Source organism: Paraburkholderia sp. (genome assembly GCF_004298475.1).
Taxonomy (GTDB): domain Bacteria; phylum Pseudomonadota; class Gammaproteobacteria; order Burkholderiales; family Burkholderiaceae; genus Paraburkholderia; species Paraburkholderia denitrificans.
In genome coordinates this window covers 20,853-41,203 of record NZ_SCRP01000003.1, presented here as the reverse complement: position 1 = coordinate 41,203, position 20,351 = coordinate 20,853, and the positions used below count along the sequence as shown (strand labels likewise).

The window sequence follows — 20,351 nt, the reverse complement described above, 5'->3', positions numbered from 1 at the left end:
TCAGGCTGCCTTTCGATTTCTGGCGGCGCCAAAGGAAAGTTTGTGCACGACGGTCACGCCGATATTGTCTTCATAGGGATACGGCCGCTCCCCCGAAATCCGAGCACTGACATCAAGCCGTGTTTCGATTTCGCCGGAAAGAGAATCTGGTATGACGATGTTGAATTTCGCCGATTCGCCAACAGCCCAGCGTCCGGTAGCCGAAAGCGTATGAATTTCCGTGCCCATGTGCGCCAATAGCGTAACGTGGGTCATCCGCTGTACCGCACGATCCATCACGATGGCTCTCGGATTGTGCATGCCGACTTCCACGCTGAGCACGCGCGTATTGGATTGCGTTTTGACTCGAGCGGAAATGTTGATGGGGGTGAGAGCCGAGGCCTGGCCATTCGATGTATTGACGTTATTCATGGCGAAATCCTTGTAGGAAAGCCAATAAAAACCTCCGAAATCGCCACCCCACTCCTTATTCCACGGGTCCATCACCGCGAAACTTCGCCGCTCGTCGTCATAGCCAACAAGGAGCACTGCGTGCCCTTCTAGATCGTTGCGGTAGGCACGATCACCCTTAATGGGGTAGCGTGCTGCTGCATGCAAACGAATCATTATCGGGTTCTTGCGAGCCAGTTCCGACTTGAGGCTGGTGATTAGTCGGCGAATTGTTGGATCGTAGATGGACACTGGCGCAAGGCCCCGAGCCGTCGGACGGACATGAGAATCAAGCAAGGATAAAGATGCGGTATTCATATCATGATCCCAATAGTAAAATCACTAAAAATGGTTGTTTGTCGATGCGAAGGCCTCGGCGCTGGGGCACTGATATTTCTCATCTTGCAAAGATAACGTCAGGACTCCGACAGTAAAGCGCGCCAACTTTTATTGTAAAAAATATATTAATGGGGGAGTTGTGGTGTCGAAACTCGATCCACCTTCAATCTGCTCCGTAAAAATATTTTGGATGACTATGATTCAAAGATGAGCCAGCCAAACAATGCCGTGAGCGGTGTTGTTTGGCTGCGACTGAATCGCGCCGCTTACATGGCACGGTCTGTCAATATCGCGCGTTTCCCGCGGGTTATGTTGACTTGATCGGCGAGGGATTGCCGCGAGCGTGCGCATGCACTGCCTCAGCGAGCGCGGTATCTATACTATTAGCCTGCAATTGCCGTTCTCAGTCACCGTCACACCAAGGGCTTCTCCTGATCAATCGCGGTAGCCATCTACGATCATGAAAAATCGGTATTCACGCCTCACGTGGAAGTTGCATTGATGATCTGTAATGCGAATAAACGGACGGGAACGTTACCACATCGGCCATCGGAGTAATCTCAATGTGAGTGGGACGATTCCAGTACGCATCTAAAGAAGAAGAGTCCTGCTTCAATAGTGAGAATTTTCGGCTTGGTATGTGAAGCGAAGATGTAAGCAAAATGAAATAACGATGAAAGGAATCGTCAAGATGGAGATCTCTAGTCGAGAGCTCTGTCTGCCATGGATCATGGGTTTCTGACGGATTTACTCCTTAATAACATAGGTATCCTGCTGAATTGGAGTGTGTCACGGTATGGCGCATCGTGTATCCGAAGCCACCGCGTCGCCGCAGTAAGCGGCCTATACCCTCCATCGTCAAGTTCCTTTTATAACGATGTGTGGTCGATTGTTGGCGTTCCAACCCGAAGCCGCTTGCGCCGACGATCACCGTTGCGATTCCAGCAGTCAGGAGTGCAATGCTCAAGTGCGCCGTACCGATCATGCCGGCGCTCAGGAGGCAGAAAAATACCGAAATCTGGATGCAGAGAATGTAGGCTGGCATCAGGTTGACACGCCGTTGCGCGTCGATAGCCTTCATCATGAAACTTGCCGTAAGCGCGTTCTGAATGCCGTTTTCCGACCCGATCAGAAACGCGGCGCATTGCCGTGCACCTGCGTGGAGGACGTTCAATACGTGGACTCCGACGCACCGTCGAGCTTGCGACGCTCGGTTACGTTACACGACATCATGGATGGTCTTTATGTGTGGCGATGAAGCTCACAGTAAGATCACGACAAGGTCACTGCGCGGTTTTCTCCGGCAGCGCGGCGCCTCCCAAAGCCTGATAGAGCGCGGCCGTATCGGCGAGCCGGTCGGCTTGCGCACGCGTCCTGTCGAGCGAGGTCTGAAGCGCCGTGCGCTGCGCATCGATCAGATTGAACTCGCTAACCCCACCCGCCGCATAGCGCGCGTAAGCCGTCGTCGCGTTCGCCTGCGCTTCGCGCGCAGCGTCGTTGCGCGACTGCAGTTCGAGCGCATCGTTTTCTAGCGCACGCAACGTATCGGCGACCTGTTGCAGCGCCTGCAGCACGGTTTGCCGATAGTCTGCGAACGCAGCGTTCAACGCAGCCTCCGAGCCGCGCTTTTTCGCGTGCAATTCGCCGCCGCGAAAAAGCGGCTGCGTGATCCCGAGTCCGATATTCCAGACATTGAGCCCATCGAGGAGATCGGCGACACGCGTGCGCTCCGTGCCCGCGCCTGCGGAGAGCGAGATCTGCGGATACAGATTCGCCGTCGCGACGCCTACGTTTGCACTTGCCTGATGCAGCAACGCTTCGGCGGCGCGAATATCGGGCCGTTCGCGGGCGAGCGTCGAAGGCAGCGTGAGCGCAACGGTGTCGGGCAGCTTCAACGTATCGAGCGACAGTGCATCGAGTTGTGCAGCGTACTGCGTGCTCGACGGCTCGACGCCCAACAGGATCGCCAGTTGATGATCGGTCTGGGCAAGCTGCGTCGCAAGCGGCGGCAGCGAGGCGCGCGTCTGCGCGAGCAACGTGCGCTGGCTGCGCACGTCGACATCGGCGACACCGCCTGCGGCGAGCCGCTTTTCCATGATCGACAACTGACGCGACTGGGCATCGATCAATTGATGCGTGAGTTCGATCTGACGACGCAGCGAGGCGCGCCGGACTGCCGCCGACACCACGTTGCCCGCCACCGAAAGACGCGCTGCTTCGAGTTCGTAGGCCGTGTAATCGACCTGGGCGAGCGTCGCTTCGAGTGCGCGGCGATTGGCGCCGAAGACGTCGAACACATACGACACGCTGACCGACGCGTCATAGAGCGTGAACGGCGGCGGATTCGGCACGGAGCTGATGCCGAACGAGGCGGGATCGACTTTCTGGCGCGCGCCCGAAAGCCTGGCGTCGATGGACGGGAACAGCGTGGCGCCCGCCTGCGCGTTGTAGTTTTCGCGCGCCTGAACGAGTTTGGCGCGCGCGGAATCGAGCGTCGGACTGGCTGCGAGCGCGGCATCGACGAGCTGATCTAGCGCCGGGCTGCCGAACTGCGTCCACCACGCGCGCGGTGCAGTCGAGGCGGCGACGAAGTGCTGCGCGCCGCCACCCGTGCCGCTGGGTGCTGCGGTCGCAGCGGGCGTTGCGTTGCGCGTGAAGGAGGCCGTCACGGGTGGCGCGGGCGTGTGGAAATCGGGGCCGACGGCGCAGCCCGCGAGCATCAGCGCGAGTGTGGCGGTGGAGAGCGCGAAGCGTTTCATCGTCGCGAGCCTCCTAGTCGAGCGTGCGCCGGTAGAAGCGCACGGCGATCGTCATGACGATCGTCATGAACACGACGAGCGGCCACACCGAGGGCCACAGGTCGCTCCAGCCGTTGCCTTTGAGCAGGATGCCGCGCACGAGCCGGTTGAAGTACGTGAGCGGCAGCAGGTTGCCGAGGTACTGCGCCCAGCGCGGCATGCCCGCGAACGGGAACATGAAGCCGGACAGCAGCACGTTCGGCAGGAAATAGAACACGGTGAGCTGCATTGCCTGCAACTGGTTTTGTGCGAGCGACGAAAGCGTGATGCCGACCGTGAGATTCGCGGCGATAAAAAGCAGCGCCGAGACGTAGAGCGCGAGAAGGCTGCCCGCGAACGGCACATGAAATACGAAGCGCGAGGCGAGCACGATGATCGTCGCCTGCACGAGGCCGATCGCGACATACGGCACGATCTTGCCGGTCATGACTTCGAATGGCCGCACCGGCGTCGAGAGCAGGTTCTCCATCGTGCCGCGCTCGCGTTCGCGCGTGATTGCGAGGCCGGTCATCATCACCATCGTGATCGTGAGAATCACGCCCATGAGGCCGGGCACGACGTTGTACTGCGTGATGCCTTCGGGGTTGTAGAGACGGTGGATCTGCACGTCGAATGCGGCGGGCGCGCCGTTCAGATGCGCGAGCGGCCCCGTGAGATCCTTCGCGGCCACGGGCGCGACGAGCCCCGGCAGCGCCGCGATGGCGGTCGTGATGGCGGTGGGATCGGTCGCGTCGGCTTCGACGAGCAGCGACGGTTTTTCGCCGCGCAGCAGCCGCCGCGAAAAATCGACGGGAATGCTCAGCACGAACTGCACCTTGCCGCGCGCGAGTGCGTGACGCGCGGCGGCTTCGTCGGGCAGCGTTTCGATCACGTCGAAATAGGCCGAATTCTTCATTCCCGCGATGAAGCTGCGCGAGAACACGCTGTCGTCGCCGATCACGACCGCGGTGGGCATGTGCTTCGGATCGGTATTGATCGCGTAGCCGAACAGCGTGAGCTGAATGATCGGCAGGCCGATGATCATCGCGAAGGTGATGCGGTCGCGCTTCAGTTGCAGGAATTCCTTGAGCACGATGCTCCACCATCGCGCCAGCGAGAACCCCATCGAGAATCCGCCGGGCCGCTTCACGACGCGGCTCCGTAGTTGTCCGCGACGTGGCTCATCAGATAGATGAAGACGTCTTCGAGGCCGGTGCCGATGCGTTCGGTGCGCAGCGATCCGCCCGCCGAAACGCGTTCGACGGCGGCGGCGAGCGCTGCGTGATCGCGTCCGCTCGCGTGCAGCACCGAGCCGAACACCACGGTCTGATCGACGCCGGGCATCGCGCGCAACTGCGTCGAGAGCGCCGTGAGCTGCTCGCCGTGAATCGCCCACGTCTGGAGATCCTGCGAAGCGATGATGTCGGCGGCGGTGCCTTGCGCGAGCAGCTTGCCGTAGGCGATGTACGCAAGCTTGTGACAACGCTCGGCTTCGTCCATGTAGTGCGTGCTGACGAGCACCGAAATGCCGCGCGCGGCGAGCCGGTGGAGCTCCTCCCAGAAATCGCGGCGTGCGTTGGGATCGACGCCCGCGGTGGGTTCGTCGAGCAGCAGCAGTTTCGGCTCGTGCAGCATGCACGCCGCGAGCGCGAGACGCTGTTTCCAGCCGCCCGAGAGCGCGCCGGTGAGCTGGCTCGCGCGGCTTGCGAGCCCGAGCGATTCGAGTGCGCGGTCAACGGTTTCGCGACGGTTGGGCATCTCGTAGATGCGCGCGACGAAGTCGAGATTCTCGCGGATCGTCAGGTCTTCCCAGTACGAGAAGCGCTGCGTCATGTAGCCGACATTCCGCTTGATCTGCTCGCTGTCGCGCCGGATGTCGTAGCCGAGGCAGGTGCCCGAGCCGGAGTCGGGCGTGAGCAGGCCGCACATCATCCGGATCGACGTGGTCTTGCCGCTGCCGTTCGGACCGAGAAAGCCGAAGATTTCGCCGTGCGCGACACGCAGCGAGACGTCGTTGACGACGTGCTTGTCGCCGAAGCGCTTGTTCAGCTTCTGGACGTCGATCGCATAGTCGTGCCCGATGGCGCGGCCGTCGTCGCGAAGATCGGTCGTGCTCATTGCAGCTGCACCGCGACGGGCTGGCCCGGATGGAGCTTCATGGCGTCGTCGCGCGACGGATGCGCTTCGATCATGAAGACGAGCTTCGCACGGCTCTCGTTGCTGTAGATGACGGGCGGCGTGTATTCGGCGGCATTCGAGATCCACGTGATCGTCGCGGGGATCTCGGCGCTGCAGCCGTCGCAGTGAATGGTGACGTGCCGGCCCGTCGCGAGCGCGCCGACCACGGATTCCGGCACGAAGAAGCGGACCTTCACGTTCTGCGGCGGCAGCAGTTGCACGACGGGGTTGCCCGCCTGCACCCATTCGCCGACGCGAAAGAGCGTATCGCGGACAAGCCCCGCGCCTGGCGCGGCCACGTGCTTCTGATCGAGCTTCCACTGAGCCTGCGCGAGCGCGGCACGGGATGCTTCGACCTGCGCCGCCTGTGCGGCGAGCTGCGCCGTGCGGCCAGGGAGCCTGGAGACCGTTACCTGGTTTTGCAGTTCGCGGACCTGTGCGGCGGTTGCGGCGGCGTTGGCGCGCGAATCGTCGAGTTGTCCCTTCGGGATGCCGCCTGCGGTGAATTGCGCTTCGTCGCGCGTGAGCTGCAACGCAGCCTTGCGCGCATTCGCGACGGCCTGCGCGAGTTGCGCCTCGGTGACGCGCACCTCGGGCGGACGCTTGCCGGTCTGCAGATCGGCAAGCTGCGATTCGGCGGCGGCAAGCTGATGGCGCGCCGCGTCGCGTGCTGCGGTTTCGTTGCCGGATTCGAGTGCAAAGACGGGCGCGGCGGCTGCAACGTTCTGGCCGCGCTGCACGTCGAGTTCCGTCAAGGCACCCGATTGCGACGACGACAGATACACGTATTCGCCTTCGACATAGCCCTGCCAGGCGGGTGCCTGGTGCCGCGCGCAGCCCGCGAGGGCGCCTGCGGCGCACAGGGCGAGTGCGGGCCATGCACGCTTCATGTTGCGCTCCCCGGAGCATGATGCGCCGGCGGCGTCATGGCGTTGCCGGGCGGGACCTGCAGCGCCGCCGAGAGCAGCGCGCTGACGTGCCGGTGCAAGACGTCGCGCTCGATTTTCGGCAGGCCGCGCGTGCTCTGCCAGGTTTTGGCGGTGGCGAGCGGCAGCATGATGAGCGCGAGAATCGACATGAAAAGCAACGGTGCTTCGAGCGCGGGATTGATCGCGCCGTCGCGCTGTGCCGCGCCGATGCGCGAAGCGAAGCGCTGCAACTGATCGACGGGCAGGACCTTGAGCATGCGCTCGCGCAGCAGGCCGCCTTCGTTGACGATCTCGCGCAGCCACAGCGGCGGCAGCCACGGCATGCGCGCGGTCACGTCGAACATGCGCGCGACGAGGTCCTCCACGAGCGCGTGCGCATCGCGTTCGTCGCCGCTCTCGACGCTCGACCAGACGAAGGCGATCGAACGCGCGATGCGCTCGTCGACGACGGCATCGAGCAGCTTTTCGCGGTTGGTGAAGTAGTAGTGGACCATCGCCGATGTGACGCCCGCTGCGGCGGCGATTTGCGCCATTGTGGTGGCGGCGATGCCGCGCTCGGCAAAGAGCTGGGTGGCGCAGGCGAGCAGCCGTTCGCGCACGTCGAGATCGGCAGTGGCGCGGCGTCGCCCGCGCGGCCGGGGCTGCGCGCTCTCTGGCTGTGACGCGTGCGGCCTGGCAGGGGCAGCGGGAGGTTTGAGCATGCGTGTAGTCTAATTCACGCATTAGTTAAATTCAAAGTCCCTGCGCCGGATGCTGTTCAGGGTGGTATCAAGGGTTAACCCTGATCAATGCTTCCGTATTCGTTTCAGACTTATCCGATACAAAAGTATCGCTGCGTCCTTCAGGCTTTGGGGTTCGTGCCGAAAGGCTTTCGAGTTCAGATCCTGAGAAACATGGACCAGAAAATGAAGCGCATCGTCGTGATCGACGACCAACCTATCGTGCTCAAGACGCTCGTCAACGTGCTGAACGCGGAATACGAACTTGTCGGCGAATGTGGCGACGGCGAAGAAGGGCTGCGAATCGTGCAGACGCTGAAGCCGGATCTGACGATTCTCGATCTCGAGTTGCCGAAGCTCGATGGCCTTTCCCTGATTCGCACCATTCGCGCCTCGCAGCCGGACTCGCGCATTCTCGTGCTGTCGGCCAAGCCGGAACTGGTGATGGCGAATCACACGCGCATTGCCGGTGCGAGCGGCTATGTCAGCAAGAGCCGGGGCGTGGAGGAACTGTGCAGCATCGTCAAGGCGGTGCTGATCGGCTACGACTGCTTTCCGGCAGGCTGTTGCGGCACTGCGCGCGATGCCTCGCTCAACGGGCTTTCGCCGCGCGAGGTGCAGGTGCTGCAATATCTGGCGCGCGGCGTGAGCAACAAGAGTATTGCCGAGCGTCTCGGGCTCTCCGATAAGACAGTCAGCACCTACAAGACGCGCGCGCTCGACAAGCTCGGCGTGTCGTCGCTGGCGGCGCTCATCGAGTTCGCCACGCTTAATAAGCTTATCGAATAGCGGCGCGAAAAAAGCCGTAAATAGCAGCCAAAAAAAAAGCCCGACTCCCGTCGGGCTCCCAAATGTAACCGCATCCGTTGCCGGATGCGGTACCTGCAAGCTTACGCTGCCAGCAGCGAGCGCAGCACGAACGGCAGAATGCCGCCGTGCTTGTAGTAGTCGACTTCGATCGGCGTGTCGATGCGCAGCAGCACCTGGATGCGTTGCTTCTTGCCATCCTTGTGGTGGATCACGAGCGTCAGATCCTGTTGCGGTTTGAAGTCGTCGGTCAGACCTTCGACATCGAACGTTTCTTCGCCGGTCAGGCCGAGCGACTGCACGCTGTCCGAACCCTTGAACTGCAGCGGCAGAACGCCCATGCCGACGAGGTTCGAGCGGTGGATACGCTCGAAGCTGCGCGCAACCACGGCCTTCACGCCCAGCAACTGCGTGCCCTTCGCTGCCCAGTCGCGCGACGAACCCGTGCCGTACTCCTCGCCTGCGAACACCATGGTCGGCGTGTCGGCGTCGATGTACTTCATCGCGGCGTCGTAAATCGACATCTGTTCGCCGCTCGGCTGATGGATCGTCAGGCCGCCTTCAACGCGCGTGCCGTCCGCTTTCGCCGGAATCATCAGGTTCTTGATCCGCACGTTCGCGAAGGTGCCGCGCATCATCACGTCGTGGTTGCCGCGGCGCGAGCCGTAGCTGTTGAAGTCGGACTTCTGCACGCCGTTGGCCTTGAGCCACTTGCCTGCGGGCGAGTCTTCCTTGATCGAGCCGGCCGGGCTGATGTGGTCGGTCGTGACCGAGTCGCCGAAGATGCCGAGCGCGCGTGCGCCCTTGACCTCGGCCACCGCCGACGACGGCGTCATCGAGAATTCCTTGCCGAAGAACGGCGGCTCGGCGATGTAGGTCGACTTCGGCCAGTCGTAGACCTGGCCTTCTTCGCCTTCGATCTTGCTCCACAGGTCGCCCTTCTTCGTGAGCTGGCTGTAGTTCTTCTGGAAGGCGTCGGCGTCGAGCGCGAACTTGAGCAGCGCGTTGATTTCGTCGCTGGTCGGCCAGATGTCCCCGAGGTAGATGTCGCGGCCGTTCTTGCCCTGGCCGACCGGTTCGGTCATCAGGTCGCGCGTGATGTTGCCCGCGATTGCGTAAGCGACGACCAGCGGCGGCGAGGCGAGGAAGTTTGCGCGGATGTTCGGGTGGATGCGCGCTTCGAAGTTGCGGTTGCCCGAGAGCACCGCTGCCGCGACGACATCGTGCTTCGTGATGGCGTCGTTCAGTCCCGGCGTCAGGTCGCCCGCGTTGCCGATACAGGTCGTGCAGCCGTAAGCCGCGAGTTCGAAGCCGAGCTTCGAGAGGTACGGCAGCAGGCCCGTCTTCGTCAGGTATTCGGTGACGATGCGCGACCCCGGGGCAAGCGAGGTCTTGATGTGCGGCGCGACCGTGAGGCCCGCTTCCACCGCCTTCTTCGCGAGCAGGCCGGCAGCCAGCAGGACGCTCGGGTTCGACGTGTTCGTGCACGACGTGATCGCGGCGATCAGCACGTCGCCGTTGTGCAGCTTGACGTCGTCGGAGGTCGTGTACTCGGCCTTGAGGTCGGCGGCCTTCTTGGCAAAGCCGTTTTCCGCGACCGGTTTCGAGAACAGGTCGGTGAAGGTCGACTTCACGTTGCCGATCTCGATGCGGTCCTGCGGGCGCTTCGGGCCGGCCAGCGACGGCGTGACCGTCGCAAGGTCGAGCGTGAGCGTCTTCGTGTAGTCGATCGCGCCGGCCTTCGGAATGCCGAAGAGTTCCTGCGCCTTGAAGTAGTTTTCGAAGGCCGAGATTTCCGCCTGCGTGCGGCCCGTGCCGCGGAAGTATTCGATCGTCTTTTCGTCGACGGGGAAGAAGCCCATCGTCGCGCCGTACTCCGGCGCCATGTTGCCGATCGTCGCGCGGTCCGGCAGCGACAGCGAAGCCGTGCCTTCGCCGAAGTATTCGACGAACTTGCCGACAACCTTCTCCTTGCGCAGCATTTCGGTGAGGGTCAGCACGAGGTCGGTCGCCGTGCAGCCCTCGCGCAGCTTGCCCTTCAGCTCGACGCCGACGACGTCCGGCGTGAGGAAGTACACCGGCTGGCCGAGCATGCCCGCTTCCGCTTCGATGCCGCCCACGCCCCAGCCCACCACGCCGATACCGTTGATCATCGTCGTGTGGCTGTCGGTGCCGACGAGCGTGTCCGGGTAGTAGACGGTGTCATCGCCTTCGGTCTTCTTGTGCACGCCGCGCGCGAGGTATTCCAGGTTGACCTGGTGCACGATGCCGATGCCCGGCGGCACGACCTTGAACGTGTCGAATGCCTGCATGCCCCACTTCATGAACTGGTAGCGCTCGTTGTTGCGCTCGAATTCCAGCTTCATGTTGAGGTCGAGCGCGTCCTTCTGGCGGAAGTAGTCGATCTGGACCGAGTGGTCGACGACGAGATCGACCGGCACGAGCGGTTCGATGACCTTCGGGTTCTTGCCGACCTGCCGCGCGACGCCGCGCATCGCGGCGATGTCGGCGAGCAGCGGCACGCCCGTGAAATCCTGCAGCACGACGCGCGATACGACAAACGGGATTTCATCGACGCGGGCCGCCGTGGGTTTCCAGTTGGCCAGCTGCTCGATGTGCTCTTCCGCGATCTTCTTGCCGTCGTAGTTACGCAGCACAGATTCGAGCACGACACGAATCGAGACCGGCAGGCGATCGATCTTCACGCCCAGCTGCTTGCCGAGTTGCGGCAGCGAGTAGAACTTGCCTTTGCCGGAACCGCTGTCGAATTCCTTCAGCGTTTTGTGGAGGTTGTGAGCCATGGTGTTTTCCTTCGTTTAATCGCGGAAATAACGCTTGATTACACGTTTGCTGCTGTAGCCTGAGGTTTTACCTGATAGTTGCTTGACTGCTCAGATCACATACAAGTCGACGTATTCGTTCACCGGCATGGCATCGAGCCGCGCCGGATCGAGCGAGACATCGAGAATCGCCTGCTGCTGCTTCGCGGGGAAGCGGCGCGCGAGGTTGGTCCGGAACTTCTCGATCAGGAGCGGGATGCCTTCGTCGCGGCGCCGCCGGTGACCGATCGGGTACTCCACCACGACTTCGTCGAGCGTCGTGCCGTCGTTCAGTTCGACGGTCAGCGCGTTGGCGATCGAGCGCTTGCCGGGGTCGTGGTAATCCTTCGTGAACTGCGGGTCTTCGACGCAGACCGTCTTCGCGCGCAACGCGTCGATGCGCGGGTCGCACGCGATGTCGTCTTCGTAGTCGGCCGCCGTGAGGCGCCCGAACAGGAGCGGAACGGCGACCATGTACTGAATGCAGTGGTCGCGATCGGCGGGGTTCGCGAGCGGGCCGGTCTTGTCGATGATGCGGATCGCCGCTTCGTGCGTGCGAATCGTGATCCGCGAGATGTCCGCGGTTGTCCTGCCTTGTTGCGCGAGCACGCCGTGCAGCTTCATCGCGGCTTCGGCGGCGGTCTGCGCGTGGAATTCGGCGGGAAACGAAATCTTGAACAGCACGTTTTCCATCACGTACGTGCCGTATGGACGCTGAAACCTGAACGGCTGGCCTTTGAACGAGACGTCGTAGAAGCCCCAGGTCTTCGCCGTGAGCGCCGTTGGATAGCCCATCTCGCCGGTCTTCGCGATCAGCGCGAGACGCACGGCACGCGAGGTCGCGTCGCCTGCGGCCCACGATTTGCGCGAGCCGGTGTTGGGCGCGTGCCGGTAGGTGCGCAGCGACTGGCCGTCCACCATCGCGAGCGAGACTGCGTTGATCAGCTCGTCGCGCGTGAGGCCGATGAGCTGGCCGACCACCGCAGTCGAGGCGAGCTTCACGAGCAGCACGTGGTCGAGTCCGGCCTTGTTGAACGAGTTCTCCAGCGCGAGGCAGCCCTGGATCTCGTGCGCCTTCACCATGCCGACGAGCACGTCCTTCATGGCGAGCGGCGCTTTGCCCGCCGCCACGGCGGTGCGCGAGAGCCAGTCGGCGGTCGCGAGAATGCCGCCCAGGTTGTCGGACGGGTGGCCCCACTCGGCGGCGAGCCAGGTGTCGTTGAAGTCGAGCCAGCGGATCATCGCGCCGATGCTGAACGCGGCCTGAACCGGATCGAGCTGGAATGAGGTGCCCGGCACTTTTGCGCCGTGCGGGACGATCGTGCCAGGCACGACCGGTCCCAGCAGCTTGGTGCAGGCCGGGTAGGCGAGCGCCTCGAGTCCGCAGCCGAGCGTGTCGATCAGGCAATGACGCGCCGTGGCCAGCGCGAGGGCGCTGTCGACGGAATAGCCCAGGACATAGTCGACGATATCGACGAGGACCTGATCCGGCTCGGGCCGGACATTGGCGATCGATGCGGACATCGAGACGCTCCGTGAGGCGAAGGTGCGGCGCTTACTGACCGCTCGTGGCGCTGGCGGCCGCCGGAGCGCGGTTCGCCGGGTTCAGCGCGGCGGCCTGGGTCGGCGCCATGGCGCCTTGCTGCATTGCAACGGTCTTGCACTCGTCGGCGAGACGCGAGCTGTCGTGGTCCGAGAACAGCATGGCCTTCGTCGGGATCACGACGAGATCGAGGCCCGTAGCGGAGTCGTGGAAGCGGTCAGCACCGGTCGTGGTGACCTGGCGCGGCAGGGCGTAGTTCTTGTTCGCCCAGTGGACGGTGACAACCTGGTCACGCGCCATGTCGCCCTTCATGTCGAATTCCATGCCTTCGGCGCAGGACCAGTGCTCCGAGCCGGCCAGGATCGGATCGACCTTGGCTTCCCTGGCCGCGCTCTTCTTGCGCTTGATGATGCGGTGCTTCGGGGCCGGCTTCTTCGGCGTCGCGGCAGTCTTCGTGGCGGCGGTCGACGCGGGTTGGGCGGCGGCGTCGGTCGCGGCCAGCATCATCGTCGAGGACAGTGCGCCAACAACGGCGGCGATAAGCAGTTTCTTCATGGAGTCAAACCTTTATATATCTAAGTCGGTTGATCAGTGCGCGGCCGTGTTTGCGGCCGCCATCTAGCACTACGCGCGCCCCGAAAGCGCGCAGCGGACACTATTTTCACCTATTTACGGATTCTGGCTTGTAATTATCGGTGACACGCGTTCGTTGCGCGTTGCGCCGTGCCGGATCTCCTCGTTGGCCATGCGTTGTCCGATCTGCCACGCGCAATTCTGCGCGATTCTGCGCGCATTGCCGAGGTGCTCATGCGATTCACGTCGCGGCTCCCTGCTGCCACTCGCCCGGTGCGAAGAGCGGCGCACACCCGGCGGGCACGCTGCGGCCTGTTGCGCGCGCGCGGCGCAGCACGGACCAGTAGTAGCGGTAGCTCGCGCGATCGTGCAGCGTGTCGCCGTGGCGCGTCGGGCCCCACTGCGCGGCCTGGGCGGCCAGCAGGATTTCGGCTGCGCGCGTCACTTCCTCGTCGCGGGGCGCGAATGCAGTCACGATAGTGGCTACCTGCGCCGGGTGAATGCTCCACATGCGCGTGTAGCCAAATTCATTGCGTGCGCGGGCTGCGTCGGCGGCGACCACGCTCATGTCGCGCACTTCGGTGCTCACGTTGTGCGAGGGCACCTTGCCGAAGGTGTGGCAGGCTGCGGCGATCTCGAGCTTCGCGCGGCGCACGAGCGGGTGATTGAACTGTCCGGGCGAGCGCATCGCCGAATCGGGAATCGCGCCGTCGTGAGCCGAAACGAAGTCCATGAGGCCGAAGCTGAGCGCCTCGACCCCGCGCAGCGCCGCGAGATCGAATACGCGCGCGAGCGCGCCGTGCGTTTCGACCAGCAGCTGCGCCGGGATCGGCCTGGCGATGCCCAGCTCCACGCGCGTCGCCTCGATGAAGGCGATCATTTCGGCGGCGTCGCCTGCGGCGCGGATTTTCGGCAGCGTGATATAGGCCGGCGCGCGTTTTGCGGCGCGCAGGATCAGGCGCACGTCGTCGCGCCAATGCGGGTGATGGAAGTCGTGGATGCGGACCCCGACGCGCCCGAAGCGGTCGTGCTCGCTGCCGATCAGCGAGGCGACGAGTTCGGCATGCGCGGCCTCGTGGCCGACCTGGGCGCCGTCCTCGCAATCGAGCGTGATGTCGAACACCGGCCCGAGCTGCTGCTGGAGCGCGAGCGATTTGAGCATCAGCTTTTCGCTGCCGGCGTAGTGATCGCATGCTGGCAGGAGCGTGGGCGGCGCTTCGCCGTCAAAGAGCACTTCGGCGGGAGTCAGGGCGCGCATCGTCGGCGTCGGGTGTCGAGTGGGGAGGTGAAGCCTGATCCGGATGCGCCCTGCCGGGTGCGAGCACTGAACAGGAGCCCTGCGTGAGCGGCAAGGCGCGTCCGGATCAGGTGCGGCGCGAGGCGGGATGTCCCGCCGTGCGCGCGCACAAAAAACCGGAACCCGTTGGAACAACCGAGTCCCGGTTTGCCTGCGCCGGGCTTAGCCGAGCAGGTGCGAAACGCCGTCGCGCTCTTCGAGCAGCTCGTTGAGCGTGCCGTCCATCTTTTCGCGCGAGAATGCGTCGATTTCGAGGCCTTCGATGCGCTTGTATTCGCCGTTTTCGCAGGTCACCGGCACGCCGTAGACGATGTCTTCGGGGATGCCGTACGAGCCGTCCGACGGGATGCCCATCGTGACCCACTTGCCGTTCGTGCCGAGGACCCAGTCGCGGACGTGGTCGATGGCGGCGTTAGCAGCCGACGCCGCCGACGACAGGCCGCGCGCTTCGATGATCGCTGCGCCGCGCTTGCCGACGGTCGGGATGAACGTGTTGCGGTTCCATTCGTCGTCGTTGATCAGCTTGGTCAGCGACTGGCCTTCGACGGTGGCGAAACGGAAGTCGGGGTACATCGTCGGCGAGTGGTTGCCCCACACGGCGAGCTTCTCGATCGATGCGACCGGCTTGCCCGACTTGGCGGCCAGTTGCGACAGCGCGCGGTTGTGGTCGAGGCGCAGCATGGCCGTGAAGTTCTTCTTCGGCAAATCCGGAGCCGACTTCATGGCGATGTAAGCATTCGTGTTGGCCGGGTTGCCGACGACCAGCACCTTCACGTCGCGGCTGGCGACGTCGTTCAGCGCCTTGCCCTGAACCGTGAAGATTTCGGCGTTGGCCGAGAGCAGGTCCTTACGCTCCATGCCCTTCGAGCGCGGACGGGCGCCCACGAGCAGGGCGACGTCGGCGTCCTTGAATGCAACCTTGGGGTCGTCGGAGACCACGACGCCCGCGAGCAGCGGGAATGCGCAGTCTTCCAGTTCCATCACGACGCCCTTGACGGCGGCTTGCGCCTGGGGCAGGTCGAGCAGTTGCAGGATGACGGGCTGATCCTTGCCGAGCAGGTCGCCGTTCGCGATGCGGAACAGCAGGGAGTAACCGATCTGACCTGCGGCGCCGGTGACGGCAACGCGCTTTGCGGGCTTAGCCATTGAAAATCTCCAGGAAGATGCGTTATACGCCAACGTAAAACGCTAGTTTATATGCGTGTTACGCAAAGCGTTCGTGAAACTGGCAGACTGACTGCCGGGCTGGCGTCTCGCGGCTTCTGCGGCCGGGCGGCGCGCCGCGGCAGGGCCGTCGTGCCGGTAACCTGTGCGACAAAGCGAGGATGGACGGGCGCGCCCGGAACCTGGCGCTGGCCTCATCAAGTGTGCCGATTCCTGCAACAGCTCGCTTTGGCGGGTCCACGAAGGCGCGGCGCGAGAGATGCTGGCGGGGCGGATCGGAACCTCGACTGCGGTGAGGGAACAGCATGATGCGAAGGCGGCCTGCAGCGCCTGGCGCGACCAGGTAAATGCGGCTGGCAGATCCCGCCGGAAAATCCCGTGAATCGCCCGCAAACCCTTGCTCGATCGGGAGTTTAGGAGTGGCATAGGGCAAAGTCAACAGCATCTTATGTCTTATATAAGATATATCTATTTTGCAGGGAAATCGCTGGACGCCAGGGACCGCTTTATGTTGAAATGCGCGCCATGAGTGCGAACCCGGACAGCAACGCGACAACCCCCGCTCCCGAGAGCGGCGTGGGCGCGTCCGCGTCCGCTACGCCGGCTGCATCGCCGTCGCCCACGTTCAGTCCCCTCTATCAGCAGATCAAAGGGCTCATCACGCAGAGCCTCGAAGCCGGCGAATGGAAGCCCGGCGAGATCATCCCCAGCGAAATCGAACTGGCAGGCCGCTATAAGGTGAGCCAGGGAACGGTGCGCAAGGCGATCGACGAACTCGCAGCCGACAATCTGCTGGTGCGCCGCCAGGGCAAGGGCACGTTCGTCGGCACCCACAACGAGGACCGCGCCCAGTTTCGCTTCCTCCGGTTGCTGGCCGATGACGGCGCGGAACATCCTCACATCAGCAAGCTGCTCGACTGCCGGCGCCTGCGCGCGACGGCCGAGATCGCTCGCCAGCTCGATCTGAAGCCCGCCGATCCGGTCGTGCTGATCCGCCGTCTTCTGCAGTTCGACGGCGAGAGCACCGTGCTCGACGAAATCTGGCTGCCGGGCATGGTGTTCCGGGGCCTCACGACGGAGCGTCTTGTCGAGTACAAAGGCCCGCTTTACGCCATGTTCGAGGCGGAGTTCGGCACGCGCATGATCCGCGCGACCGAAAAGATCCGCGCCGTGGCCGCCGAGCCCGCGGTAGCCGACTTGCTCAACGTTCCGTCCGGTTTTCCATTGCTTTCTGTCGAGCGCGTGTCCTATACCTATGGAGATCGGCCGGTTGAGGTGCGTCGCGGGTGGTATGTCACAACCGGGTACTACTATCAGAACGATTTGAGTTGAAACGGGCGGCTTCCGCCCAGCGCATTTAATGCGCGCGCAAGCAATACACTGTTAGCACGGGTTTCGCTGCAGCGCGAAATGAAAAAGCGTTAAAATTTGCAAGTTGCATATTGGTGTTTTTACATAGTTGGGGGTCTAGCATGGCAGAAGCCGCAAAAAAACCGAGGCCGGTGATCCGGAACATCGGGCTTGGGCAGATATTGTTCGCGTACCGCCTGCCGCTCGCGGGTCGCGTATCCATCGGCCACCGTGTCAGTGGCGCGTTGATGTTTATCTTCCTGCCCTTCCTCTTGTATCTGTTCGACCAAAGTCTCACCTCGGAACTCAGCTTCGAGGTATTCAAAGGTTTCCTCTCCAGCATCATCATCAAGCTCGTCGTGCTCGTGCTCGGCTGGGCCTTCCTGTTTCACTTCTGCGCCGGCGTACGCCATCTGTGCATGGACTTCAACCATGAACTGACTGGCAAGCAGCAGGGCAAATCGACTTCTCTCGTCGTCGTGACCGTCTCCTCGATTCTCACGATCGCCTTCGCGGCGAAACTCTTCGGAGCGTTCTAAAACATGTCTGCCAAAAACGGAATTGGTCCGAAGCGCCTTGTCGTGGGCGCTCACTACGGCCTGCGCGACTGGATGGCGCAACGCGCCACCGCGGTAATCATGGCCGTGTACACGGTCATTCTGCTTGCCTGGTTCTTCGGCGCGCAGGATTTTTCGTATGACGGCTGGGCGTCGATTTTCGCCACGCAGTGGATGAAGCTCGCGACGTTCGTCACGCTGCTCGCGCTGGTCTATCACGCGTGGGTCGGCATCCGTGACATCTGGATGGACTACGTCCACCACGTCGGCCTGCGCGTCGCGCTGTACGTGCTGTCGATCGTCTGGCTGGTCGCGGGCCTCGGCTACGCCGCGCAGATTCTCTGGAGAGTGTAAAGAATGGCTGCAATCAAAAATTCTCTGCCGCGTCGCAAGTTCGACGTGGTCATCGTCGGCGCCGGCGGCTCGGGGATGCGCGCGTCGTTGCAACTCGCCCGCGCGGGCCTGTCGGTCTGCGTGCTCTCGAAGGTGTTCCCGACGCGTTCGCACACCGTTGCTGCACAAGGCGGCATCGGCGCTTCGCTCGGCAACATGAGCGAAGACAACTGGCACTTCCACTTCTACGACACGATCAAGGGTTCCGACTGGCTCGGCGACCAGGATGCGATCGAGTTCATGTGCCGCGAAGCGGGCAACGCCGTGTACGAGCTGGAGCACTTCGGCATGCCGTTCGACCGCAACGCCGACGGCACGATCTACCAGCGCCCGTTCGGCGGCCACACGGCCAACTACGGCGAGAAGCCGGTCCAGCGCGCGTGCGCCGCGGCTGACCGTACCGGCCACGCGCTGCTGCACACGCTGTACCAGCAGAACGTCGCGGCGAAGACGCAGTTCTTCGTCGAATGGATGGCGCTCGACCTGATCCGCGACGCGGAAGGCGACGTGCTCGGCGTGACCGCGCTGGAAATGGAAACCGGCGACGTCTACATCCTCGAAGGCAAGACCACGCTGTTCGCCACGGGCGGCGCAGGCCGGATCTTCGCGGCATCGACGAACGCGTTCATCAATACCGGCGACGGCCTCGGCATGGCGGCCCGTTCGGGCATCCCGCTGCAGGACATGGAGTTCTGGCAGTTCCACCCGACCGGCGTGGCCGGCGCGGGCGTGCTGATTACCGAAGGCGTGCGCGGCGAAGGCGGCATTCTGCGCAACTCGAACGGCGAGCGCTTCATGGAGCGCTACGCACCGACGCTGAAGGATCTGGCGCCGCGTGACTTCGTGTCCCGTTCGATGGACCAGGAAATCAAGGAAGGCCGCGGCGTGGGCGCGCACAAGGATCACGTGCTGCTCGACCTGTCGCACATCGGCGCCGAGACGATCATGAAGCGTCTGCCGTCGATCCGCGAAATCGCGCTGAAGTTTGCGAACGTGGACTGCATCAAGGAACCGATCCCGGTCGTTCCGACCATCCACTACCAGATGGGCGGCATTCCGACCAACATCCACGGCCAGGTCGTGGGCACGAAGAAGGGCCACGAAGATCCGGTCAACGGCTTCTACGCGGTCGGCGAATGCTCGTGCGTCTCGGTGCACGGCGCGAACCGCCTCGGCACGAACTCGCTGCTCGACCTCGTCGTGTTCGGCCGCGCGGCCGGCAACCACATCGTCAAGCACGTGAAGGAAATCCGCGAGCACAAGCCGCTGCCGGCCGATGCAGCCGATTTCTCGCTCTCGCGTCTTGCAGCGCTCGACAGCTCGACTTCGGGCGAGTACGCGCAAAGCGTGGCGAACGAAATCCGCGGCACGATGCAGAAGCACGCCGGCGTGTTCCGCACGTCGAAGCTGCTGGCGGAAGGCGTGCAGGAAATCAGGAAGGTGTCCGAGCGCGTCAAGCACATCCATCTGAAGGACAAGTCGAAGGTGTTCAACACCGCGCGCGTCGAAGCGCTCGAAGTGGCCAACATGATGGAAGTGGCCAACGCGACGATGGTGTCGGCGGACGCACGCAAGGAAAGCCGCGGCGCGCACGCACTGAGCGACCACGAACTCCGCGACGACGAAAACTGGCTGCGTCACACGCTTTGGTTCAGCGGCGACAACCGGCTCGAATACAAGCCGGTTCATATGCAACCGCTGACCGTCGAGTCTGTGCCGCCGAAGGCGCGTACGTTCTAAGCCAAAGCCAGTCAAAAGGAATCGGAAATGGCCAAACGAATTTTTGAAGTCTACCGCTACGATCCGGACAAGGACGCGGCGCCGCGCATGCAGACGTACGAGCTGGAAATCACGCACGAGCGCATGCTGCTGGACGCCCTTGTCAAGCTGAAGGAAGTCGACGAGACGCTGTCGTACCGCCGTTCGTGCCGTGAAGGCGTGTGCGGCTCGGACGCGATGAACATCAACGGCAAGAACGGCCTCGCGTGCCTGACGAACCTGAACGACCTGCCGGAGAAGATCGTGCTGCGCCCGCTGCCGGGCCTGCCCGTGGTTCGCGACCTGTTCGTGGACATGACGCACTTCTTCAACCAGTACCACTCGATCAAGCCGTACCTGATCAACGACACGCCGCCGCCGGAGAAGGAACGTCTGCAGTCGCCCGAACAGCGCGACGAACTTGACGGTCTGTACGAGTGTATTCTGTGCGCAAGCTGCTCGACGTCGTGCCCGAGTTTCTGGTGGAACCCGGACAAGTTCGTGGGCCCCGCAGGTCTTCTGCAGGCTTACCGCTTCATCGCCGACAGCCGCGACGAGGCGACCGGTGAGCGTCTGGACAATCTTGAAGATCCGTACCGTCTGTTCCGTTGCCATACGATCATGAACTGCGTCGACGTCTGCCCGAAGGGCCTGAACCCGTCGAAGGCGATCGGCAAGATCAAGGAACTGATGGCCCGCCGGGCGGTTTGACGCGGCAT

The 20,351-nt window shown here is 63.1% G+C and carries 18 protein-coding genes; 6 read left to right on the top strand and 12 right to left on the bottom strand.

Annotated elements, in window-relative coordinates; translation table 11 throughout:
- From EPN59_RS02300 to EPN59_RS02270, 7 genes are all read right to left on the bottom strand, one after another.
- Entirely contained in the window at positions 1–747 is a 747-nt protein-coding gene (locus EPN59_RS02300; protein ID WP_293041117.1) for a C39 family peptidase, read from the bottom strand.
- Between the two features lie 775 nt (positions 748–1,522).
- On the bottom strand, positions 1,523–1,942 hold the full coding sequence (locus tag EPN59_RS02295) for a hypothetical protein (protein WP_363928531.1): 420 nt from the start codon (positions 1,940–1,942) through the stop codon (positions 1,523–1,525).
- Between the two features lie 109 nt (positions 1,943–2,051).
- On the bottom strand, positions 2,052–3,527 hold the full coding sequence (locus EPN59_RS02290) for an efflux transporter outer membrane subunit (RefSeq protein ID WP_293045445.1): 1,476 nt from the start codon (positions 3,525–3,527) through the stop codon (positions 2,052–2,054).
- Positions 3,528–3,540: 13 nt separating this feature from the next.
- Positions 3,541–4,671 (bottom strand): ABC transporter permease, encoded by a 1,131-nt coding sequence (locus tag EPN59_RS02285; RefSeq protein WP_293041178.1) that lies wholly within the window; start codon positions 4,669–4,671, stop codon positions 3,541–3,543.
- A 20-nt stretch (positions 4,672–4,691) separates the two neighbouring features.
- Entirely contained in the window at positions 4,692–5,663 is a 972-nt protein-coding gene (locus EPN59_RS02280) for an ABC transporter ATP-binding protein (RefSeq protein ID WP_293041111.1), read from the bottom strand.
- Positions 5,660–6,613, bottom strand: a complete 954-nt coding sequence (locus EPN59_RS02275; RefSeq protein WP_293041108.1) for an HlyD family efflux transporter periplasmic adaptor subunit — start codon at positions 6,611–6,613, stop codon at positions 5,660–5,662. Before EPN59_RS02275 ends, EPN59_RS02280 begins: the two co-directional genes overlap by 4 nt.
- Entirely contained in the window at positions 6,610–7,353 is a 744-nt protein-coding gene (locus tag EPN59_RS02270; protein WP_293041105.1) for a TetR/AcrR family transcriptional regulator, read from the bottom strand. Before EPN59_RS02270 ends, EPN59_RS02275 begins: the two co-directional genes overlap by 4 nt.
- A 192-nt stretch (positions 7,354–7,545) precedes the next feature.
- On the opposite strand from EPN59_RS02270, the gene EPN59_RS02265 reads away from it, so the two are divergent.
- Positions 7,546–8,160, top strand: a complete 615-nt coding sequence (locus EPN59_RS02265; protein ID WP_293041103.1) for a response regulator transcription factor — start codon at positions 7,546–7,548, stop codon at positions 8,158–8,160.
- A gap of 101 nt (positions 8,161–8,261) precedes the next feature.
- On the opposite strand, the gene acnA is transcribed toward EPN59_RS02265, so the two are convergent.
- From acnA to EPN59_RS02240, 5 genes are all read right to left on the bottom strand, one after another.
- Positions 8,262–10,979, bottom strand: coding sequence for an aconitate hydratase AcnA (acnA, locus tag EPN59_RS02260; RefSeq protein WP_293041101.1), 2,718 nt, complete (start codon positions 10,977–10,979; stop codon positions 8,262–8,264).
- Between the two features lie 90 nt (positions 10,980–11,069).
- On the bottom strand, positions 11,070–12,521 hold the full coding sequence (locus tag EPN59_RS02255) for a bifunctional 2-methylcitrate dehydratase/aconitate hydratase (RefSeq protein WP_293041099.1): 1,452 nt from the start codon (positions 12,519–12,521) through the stop codon (positions 11,070–11,072).
- 31 nt (positions 12,522–12,552) lie between these two features.
- Entirely contained in the window at positions 12,553–13,095 is a 543-nt protein-coding gene (locus EPN59_RS02250; RefSeq protein WP_293041096.1) for a hypothetical protein, read from the bottom strand.
- 259 nt (positions 13,096–13,354) lie between these two features.
- On the bottom strand, positions 13,355–14,371 hold the full coding sequence (locus EPN59_RS02245; RefSeq protein WP_293041093.1) for an aldolase/citrate lyase family protein: 1,017 nt from the start codon (positions 14,369–14,371) through the stop codon (positions 13,355–13,357).
- Between the two features lie 201 nt (positions 14,372–14,572).
- The gene (locus EPN59_RS02240) at positions 14,573–15,556 is read right to left on the bottom strand and encodes a malate dehydrogenase (protein WP_293041090.1); all 984 of its coding nucleotides are present in this window, start codon (positions 15,554–15,556) and stop codon (positions 14,573–14,575) included.
- Between the two features lie 543 nt (positions 15,557–16,099).
- On the opposite strand from EPN59_RS02240, the gene EPN59_RS02235 reads away from it, so the two are divergent.
- The 5 genes from EPN59_RS02235 to EPN59_RS02215 all read left to right on the top strand — a co-directional run bounded on the left by EPN59_RS02235 (position 16,100) and on the right by EPN59_RS02215 (position 20,343).
- On the top strand, positions 16,100–16,906 hold the full coding sequence (locus EPN59_RS02235) for a GntR family transcriptional regulator (protein WP_293045442.1): 807 nt from the start codon (positions 16,100–16,102) through the stop codon (positions 16,904–16,906).
- Between the two features lie 140 nt (positions 16,907–17,046).
- Positions 17,047–17,463 carry a succinate dehydrogenase, cytochrome b556 subunit gene (sdhC, locus tag EPN59_RS02230; RefSeq protein WP_293041084.1) on the top strand — a complete coding sequence of 139 codons (417 nt, stop codon included), beginning with the start codon at positions 17,047–17,049 and terminating at the stop codon, positions 17,461–17,463.
- 3 nt (positions 17,464–17,466) lie between these two features.
- Positions 17,467–17,835 (top strand): succinate dehydrogenase, hydrophobic membrane anchor protein, encoded by a 369-nt coding sequence (sdhD, locus tag EPN59_RS02225; RefSeq protein WP_293045439.1) that lies wholly within the window; start codon positions 17,467–17,469, stop codon positions 17,833–17,835.
- 3 nt (positions 17,836–17,838) lie between these two features.
- A complete protein-coding gene (sdhA, locus tag EPN59_RS02220; protein WP_293034635.1) occupies positions 17,839–19,614 on the top strand; it encodes a succinate dehydrogenase flavoprotein subunit in 1,776 nt (591 codons plus the stop codon).
- A 27-nt stretch (positions 19,615–19,641) separates the two neighbouring features.
- Positions 19,642–20,343: a succinate dehydrogenase iron-sulfur subunit gene (locus EPN59_RS02215; RefSeq protein ID WP_293034634.1), complete on the top strand. Its 702-nt coding sequence runs from the start codon at positions 19,642–19,644 to the stop codon at positions 20,341–20,343.
- Positions 20,344–20,351 lie beyond the last annotated feature (8 nt).